The following is a 6,934-nucleotide window of genomic DNA, read 5'->3' as shown; positions in this document are numbered from 1 at the left end:
GGTCTCGGCCTACCCGGACGCCTACGCCCAGTGGGAGCAGCAGGCCGCCGACATCGTCAAGAAGCACTGGAACAGCTGAGCCAAACGCTGGCCGGTACCCCGCAAAACGGGGTGCCGGCCAGCGGCGTCTCCAGACGACGGCGATGGACCACGACGGGCTGGGGGCGAGGGTGACCGGCGCAGGGATCAAGCCTGTGACCGCCCGGAGCCGGTCACCCTCGCCCCCAGCCCTCAAGCGCAACCAGGGATTAGACCCGGAACCCCGCAGCCCGAGCGGCCTGGCGTTCGCGACGCCGTGAACGACGACGACGCAGGAACCAGAAGAGGAACGCCACGAGCCCGAGCAGGAACGCCAGCACCAGCACCGGAAGCAGGATCGCCACCACCGACATGACCGCGCTGGTCGCGTCCTCGGCGGTGCTGGCCACCGGGGCGCCGAAGCCGGCGGTGGTGGCGTTGATGACCGGCCGGGCGGCCGACTTGAGCAGGTGCACGCCGAGCGCGATGAGCACGCCGACCACGACCGGCACCCACTGGTGCGAGGAGAAGAAGGTGTCCGGGTCGCTGACCGTGACCGTCTCGGAGCTGGAGCCGGCGCCGAACGCGAGCCCGCCGGCGGTCGGCCGGACCACGGTCTGCACCACGTCGTTGACGTGGTCGACCACCGGCACCTTGTCGGCCACCACCTCGACGGCGAGCAGCACGGCGAGGATCAGCAGCACCCAGCCGTTGCCCAGCCACTGCCAGCCGCTCGGCAGCTCGATGAGGTCGGTGTAGCGGGCGAGCACGCCCATCAGCAGTAGGGGGATGTAGGCGTTCAGGCCCGCCGATGCGGCGAGCCCGGAACCGGTGAGGACTTCGAGCACGATCTCAGAATGGCACCGGTACGCCAGTGGCGCTCGTCGGCGACGGCCGGGTGCTCCGCTACCCTCGTCGGGTGCGGTTGGTGATTGCGAAGTGCTCGGTGGACTACGTCGGACGGCTCTCGGCACACCTGCCGCCGGCCACCCGGTTGCTCATGGTGAAGGCGGACGGCTCGGTGTCGATCCACGCCGACGACCGGGCGTACAAGCCGTTGAACTGGATGAGCCCGCCGTGCCGGCTGGAGGAGGCCCCCGGCGTGTGGCGGGTGGTCAACAAGGCCGGCGAGGAGCTGCGCATCACCCTGGAGGAGATCTTCCAGGACACCTCGTACGAGCTGGGTGTCGACCCGGGCCTGCGCAAGGACGGCGTCGAGGCGCACCTCCAGGAGCTGCTCGCCGCCAACCCGGAGACCCTCGGCGAGGGCTTCACGCTGGTGCGGCGGGAGTACATGACGGCGATCGGCCCGGTCGACCTGCTCTGCCGGGACGCCAACCAGGGCGCGGTCGCGGTCGAGGTGAAGCGGCGCGGCGAGATCGACGGCGTCGAGCAGCTCACCCGCTACCTGGAACTGATGAACCGCGACCCGCTGCTCGCCCCGGTCGCCGGGGTGTTCGCCGCGCAGGAGATCAAGCCGCAGGCCCGGGTGCTCGCCACCGACCGCGGCATCCGCTGCGTGGTGGTCGACTACGACAAGCTGCGCGGCATCGAGCGCGACGAGCTGACCCTGTTCTGAGCGGGCGGGCCGGGGTCGTCAGCGGCCCCGGCCGTACATCAGCTTGGCGGCCTTGACCAGGCGGGCGACGTCGGCTGGGGTGCGCTCGAAGGTCATCGAGGGCAGCAGCGACCGGGCGCGGCGGCGGGTGATCGATTTGGCCCGGCCGAACTCGCGCAGCCCGTCCTCGCCGTGGATCCGGCCGAAGCCGGAGTCGCCGACCCCGCCGAACGGCAGGGTGGACATGCCGGCGAAGGTCAGCGTCGAGTTGACCGCGGCCATCCCGGAGCGCAGCCGCCGCGCGACCGCCACGGCCCGCTTGCGGCCGAAGACCGAACCCCCGAGACCGTACGAGAGGGCGTTGGCCCGCTCGACGGCCTCGTCCACGTCGCGGACCCGGTTGACGGTCAGCGTCGGCCCGAACGTCTCCTCGCGCACCGCGGCGGAGTCCTCCGGCACGTCCACCAGCACGGTCGGGTGCACGTACGGCGGCTGGACCGCCTCGGGGCCGCCGAGCACCGCCCGGCCGCCGCGGGCCACCGCGTCGTCGATGTGCCGGCGGATGACGTCGACCTGGGACGGCATGGTGATCGGGCCGATGTCGGCGCCGTCGGCGCCGACGGTGAGCCGGCCGGCCTTCGTCACCACCTTGTCGACGAAGGCGTCGAAGACCTGGTCGACCGCGTAGACCCGCTCGATGCCGATGCAGGTCTGGCCGGCGTTGGTCAGCGCGCCCCAGACGCACGCCTCGGCGGCGGCGTCCAGGTCGGCGTCGGCGTCGACGATCATGGCGTCCTTGCCGCCAGCCTCCAGCAGCACCGGGGTGAGCGTCTCGGCGCAGGCGGCCATCACCTTCTTGGCGGTGGCGGTGGAGCCGGTGAAGGCCAGCTTCGCCACCCCCGATCGGCACAGCGCCGCGCCGACGTCGCCGAGCCCGTGCACCGCCTGGAAGACCGGCTGCTCCGGGACGACCTCCGCGAACCGGTCCACCAGCCACTGCCCGACGGCCGGGGTGTATTCGCTCGGCTTGAACACCACCGCGTTCCCGGCGGCCAGCGCGTAGGCGGCGGAGCCGATCGGGGTGAAGACCGGGTAGTTCCACGGGCCGATCACGCCGACCACCCCGTACGGCTGGTATTCCAGGTGGCCGGTGAACTCGGCGAGGATCAGCCGGGTGCGGACCCGGCGCGGCCCGAGCACCCGTCGGGCGTTGCGGGCGGCCCAGTCGATGTGCTCCAGCGCGGTGAGGATCTCCACCACGGCGTCGCCGACCGGCTTGCCGCCCTCGGTGTGCACCAGGTCGGCCAGCTCCTCCATCCGGCGGGCGAGCACGCCGCGCCAGCGCAGCAGCCGGTCGCGCCGGCCGGCGAAGCCGAGCCCGGCCCACCAGTCGCCCGCGGCGCGGGCCCGCTCCACGGCGGCCCGCACGTCCGCCTCGGTCGCCACCGGGAGCCGCCCGGCCTCCGCGCCGGTCGCCGGACTGGTCGACACGAGTCGGCCGTCTTCGATGAGCGGGGTCCCGGGGACACGCACAGCCGTCATGGCCGAAGTCTAGACCCGAGCGTTACTCACCGGTAGGTCCCGCGCGGCCCGTACTCTGCCCAGGTCGGCGGCGTCGTGGGCCCGGCGGGATCGACGAATGTGCCGCCGGTTGAACCGGCGACGCCCGCCGAAACGGCGAACAGGAGATGGCCGGCCGGGGTCACGGGGGTGACCGCGCGGTGGTGGGAGCGATTACCGTGAGGTGGCAGGCTGACGCCGCGGAGCGACGGTGGGGTGGAGGTCGACTGTCCATGGAGGAGCATCCGGAACTGATGCCGCTGCTGACGGTGTCGGGCGGGACGATGCGGGGGCTGAGCTTCCGGGTCGGTCGGGATCCGCAGCTGGTCGGCCGGGCGCCGAGCGCCGACATCGTGCTGGCCGACCCGCACCTGAGCCGGCGGCACGCCACGGTGCAGGCCACCCCCGACGGGGTGGTCCTCACCGACCTCGGCTCGACCAACGGCACCTGGCTCAACGACCAGCGGATCGTCGGCAGCGTGGCGCTCACCGACGGGGACGTGATCCGGCTCGGCCGCACGGACCTCCGCTTCTTCGACCCGGGCGTGGCCCGGACCGACCCGGTCGGGATGAGCTTCATGCAGCCGCGCCGCGACCACCGGCCCACCCTGCCGCTGCCGGTCCCGCCGGCGCCGCGGACGCCGGTCGAGGCGCGCGGCACGCTGCCGCTGCCGGTCGACGCGCACCGCTGATCCGGAGTCCCGCCACACCGTCGGGCGGCCCCGGATGGGGGCCGCCCACATGGACCGGTCGCGGGCGGCCGTGCCAGCATGCGCGGATGCGGAGCGAGCGACACACCGTCCACGCCAACGGCATCACCCAGGCGGTCCGGGTGGCCGGCCGGCCGGACGGCATGCCGGTGCTGCTGGTGCACGGCAACGTGTCGTCGGCCGCGTTCTGGGAGCCACTGCTGCCCCGGCTGCCGGAGACGCTCCGGGTGGTGGCCCCCGACCTGCGCGGATACGGCGAGACCGAGACCGCCGCGGTCGACGCCACCCGGGGCCTCCGCGACTTCGCCGACGACGTGGCCGCCCTGCTCGACGCCCCCGGGCTGTTCGCCCCCGGCGCCCGGCCCGTGGTGGTCGGGCACTCGCTCGGCGGCGGGGTGGCGATGCGGCTGCTGGTCGACCACCCGGACCGGGTGGCCGGGCTGCTGCTGGCGGCGCCGGTGTCCCCGTACGGCTTCGGTGGGACCCGGGACCTCGACGGCACTCCCACCACACCCGACTTCGCCGGCACCGGCGCGGGCACCGCGAACCCCGACTTCGTGGCCCGGCTCGCCGCGGGGGACCGGGGCGCCGAGGGCCCGACCAGCCCGCGCAACGTGCTGCGCTCGGCGTACGTGGCCGACCCGGCGTCGCTGGGCGAGGACGAGGAGCTGCTGCTGGAGAGCATGCTGAGCACCGCCACGGGGGACGACAACTACCCCGGCACGGCGGTCGCCTCGGCGCACTGGCCGGGCACCGCGGCGGGGGAGCGCGGGGTGCTCAACGCGCTGGCGCCCGCCCACTTCCGGCTCGCCGACGAGCTGGTCGCCGTCCCGGCCAAGCCGCCGGTGACCTGGGTACGCGGCGACGCCGACGTGATCGTCTCGGACACCTCGCTGTTCGACCTGGCGTACCTGGGGTCGCTCGGGGTGGTGCCGGGCTGGCCCGGGGCGGCGGACTGCCCGCCGCAGCCGATGGTCGGGCAGACCCGGGCGGTCCTCGACGGGTACGCGGCGGCCGGCGGGACGTACCGGGAGGTGGTCCTGCCCGGCTGCGGGCACAGCCCGCACCTGGAGCGGCCGGCCGAGTTCGTCGCCGAGCTGCTGGCGCTCGCGGGGGTGCCGGCCGGGGCCTGACCTACGTGGTGCGTGAAATATCCCACGGCGTCTCGACAACCCAGCGTCACGTGGCAGACTCCGGCGCATAACCTTAGCGGCCGTTCATGTCGGCAACGGCGGAGTCAACCAAGGGGAGGCCGGTCGTGGCGCGCGAGTTCACCAGTGTGGGTGTGGTGGGTCTGGGCACCATGGGTGCCGGCATCGTCGAGGTGTTCGCCCGCAACGGCATCGACGTGGTGGCCGTCGAGATCTCCGCGGGCGCCGTGGAGCGCGGCCGGGCCACCCTCACCGGCTCGACCGACCGGGCCGTCGCCAAGGGCAAGCTCGCCGAGGCCGACCGGGACGCGCTGCTGGCCCGGGTGGACTGGCAGGTCGGGCTGGACGCCCTGCACTCGGTGGACCTGGTGATCGAGGCGGTGCCCGAGCACCTGGACCTGAAGCAGCGGATCTTCGCCGAGCTGGACCGGGTCTGCAAGCCCGAGGCGATCCTGGCCACCAACACCTCGTCGCTGAGCGTCACCGAGATCTCCGTCGCCACCACCCGGCCGAACCAGGTCATCGGCATCCACTTCTTCAACCCGGCGCCGGTCATGAAGCTGGTCGAGGTGGTTCGCACCGTGGTCACCTCCGCCGACGTGGTGGCCGACGTGGAGGCGCTCTGCGAGCGGCTCGGCAAGGTCGACGTCACCATCAACGACCGGGCCGGGTTCATCGCCAACGCGCTGCTCTTCGGCTACCTGAACCACGCGGTCAGCATGTTCGAGTCCCGGTACGCGACCCGCGAGGACATCGACGCCGCCATGAAGCTCGGCTGCGGCCTGCCCATGGGCCCGCTCGCGCTGATGGACCTCATCGGCCTCGACACCGCGTACGAGATCCTGGACACCATGTACCGGCGTGGCGGCCGGGACCGCCGGCACGCCCCGGTGCCGCTGATCAAGCAGATGGTCACCGCCGGCCTGCTCGGCCGGAAGTCCGGCCGTGGCTTCTACACCTACGAGCGGCCGGGCTCCCCGGTGGTCGTACCGGACGAGCACACCCCGCTGAGCACGGGCGCCGCGCTCGCCGACGGCGCCCGGGCGATCACCAAGGTGGGCGTGGTCGGCTCCGGGACCATGGCCACCGGCATCATCGAGGTCTTCGCCAAGGCCGGCTACGAGGTCATCTCGGTGACCCGGGGCGCGGAGAAGTCCGCCAAGGTCTGCGAGGCGGTCAAGACCTCGCTGAACAAGGGCGTGGTGCGGGGCAAGCTGAGCGAGACCGACCGGGACGCCGCGCTGGGCCGGGTCACCTGGTCGGCCACCCTGGACCACCTGGCCGACGTCGACCTGGTGGTCGAGGCGGTGGTCGAGGAGCTGAGCGTCAAGAAGGCCCTCTTCGCCAGCCTCGACGAGATCTGCAAGCCGGGCGTCGTGCTGGCCACCACCACCTCGTCGCTGCCGGTGATCGACGTGGCGATGGCCACCCAGCGGCCGGCCGACGTGATCGGCCTGCACTTCTTCAACCCGGCGCCGATCATGCCGCTGGTGGAGGTCGTGCAGACCATCCGCACCTCGGCGGAGACCGCCGCCACCGCCCGGGCGGTCTGCGCGGCGCTGGGCAAGACCGGCGTGGTCTGCGGCGACCGGTCCGGCTTCATCGTCAACGCGCTGCTCTTCCCGTACCTGAACGACGCGGTGAAGATGCTGGAGGCGAGCTACTCGACGGCCGACGACATCGACTACGCCATGAAGCTCGGCTGTGGCTACCCGATGGGCCCGTTCGAGCTGCTCGACGTGGTCGGCCTGGACGTCTCGCTGGCCATCCAGCAGGAGCTCTACCTGGAGCTGCGCGAGCCGGGCTTCGCCCCCGCGCCGCTGCTGGAGCACCTGGTCACCGCCGGCTACCTGGGCCGCAAGAGCGGCCGCGGCTTCCGCGACCACACGAAGCGCTGATCCGGGTCAACATCCGGCGCCGGTGACGGCGTCTTCAGG

6 protein-coding genes are annotated in these 6,934 nt (G+C 73.0%); 4 read left to right on the top strand and 2 right to left on the bottom strand.

Annotated elements, in window-relative coordinates:
* Nucleotides 1–248: 248 nt before the first annotated feature.
* The gene (locus ABZV78_RS24025) at nt 249–866 is read right to left on the bottom strand and encodes a DUF4126 domain-containing protein (RefSeq protein WP_355641938.1); all 618 of its coding nucleotides are present in this window, start codon (nt 864–866) and stop codon (nt 249–251) included.
* A 71-nt stretch (nt 867–937) separates the two neighbouring features.
* Between ABZV78_RS24025 and nucS the strand changes: the two genes are divergently transcribed.
* Nucleotides 938–1,597: an endonuclease NucS gene (gene nucS / locus ABZV78_RS24020; protein ID WP_076472317.1), complete on the top strand. Its 660-nt coding sequence runs from the start codon at nt 938–940 to the stop codon at nt 1,595–1,597.
* 18 nt (nt 1,598–1,615) lie between these two features.
* Here the strand turns inward: nucS and ABZV78_RS24015 are convergent, their stop codons facing one another.
* Nucleotides 1,616–3,118, bottom strand: coding sequence for an aldehyde dehydrogenase family protein (locus ABZV78_RS24015; protein WP_355641936.1), 1,503 nt, complete (start codon nt 3,116–3,118; stop codon nt 1,616–1,618).
* A 251-nt stretch (nt 3,119–3,369) separates the two neighbouring features.
* Between ABZV78_RS24015 and ABZV78_RS24010 the strand changes: the two genes are divergently transcribed.
* From ABZV78_RS24010 to ABZV78_RS24000, 3 genes are all read left to right on the top strand, one after another.
* Nucleotides 3,370–3,828 carry an FHA domain-containing protein gene (locus tag ABZV78_RS24010; protein WP_355641935.1) on the top strand — a complete coding sequence of 153 codons (459 nt, stop codon included), beginning with the start codon at nt 3,370–3,372 and terminating at the stop codon, nt 3,826–3,828.
* Between the two features lie 86 nt (nt 3,829–3,914).
* Nucleotides 3,915–4,979 carry an alpha/beta hydrolase gene (locus ABZV78_RS24005; protein WP_355641933.1) on the top strand — a complete coding sequence of 355 codons (1,065 nt, stop codon included), beginning with the start codon at nt 3,915–3,917 and terminating at the stop codon, nt 4,977–4,979.
* 125 nt (nt 4,980–5,104) lie between these two features.
* Nucleotides 5,105–6,895, top strand: a complete 1,791-nt coding sequence (locus ABZV78_RS24000) for a 3-hydroxybutyryl-CoA dehydrogenase (protein WP_355641931.1) — start codon at nt 5,105–5,107, stop codon at nt 6,893–6,895.
* Nucleotides 6,896–6,934 lie beyond the last annotated feature (39 nt).

It is taken from the genome of Micromonospora sp. NPDC004540, from assembly GCF_040610095.1.
Taxonomy (GTDB): domain Bacteria; phylum Actinomycetota; class Actinomycetes; order Mycobacteriales; family Micromonosporaceae; genus Micromonospora.
Note: the sequence above shows the minus strand (reverse complement) of the source record. Positions and strands in the feature narration are given on the sequence as shown.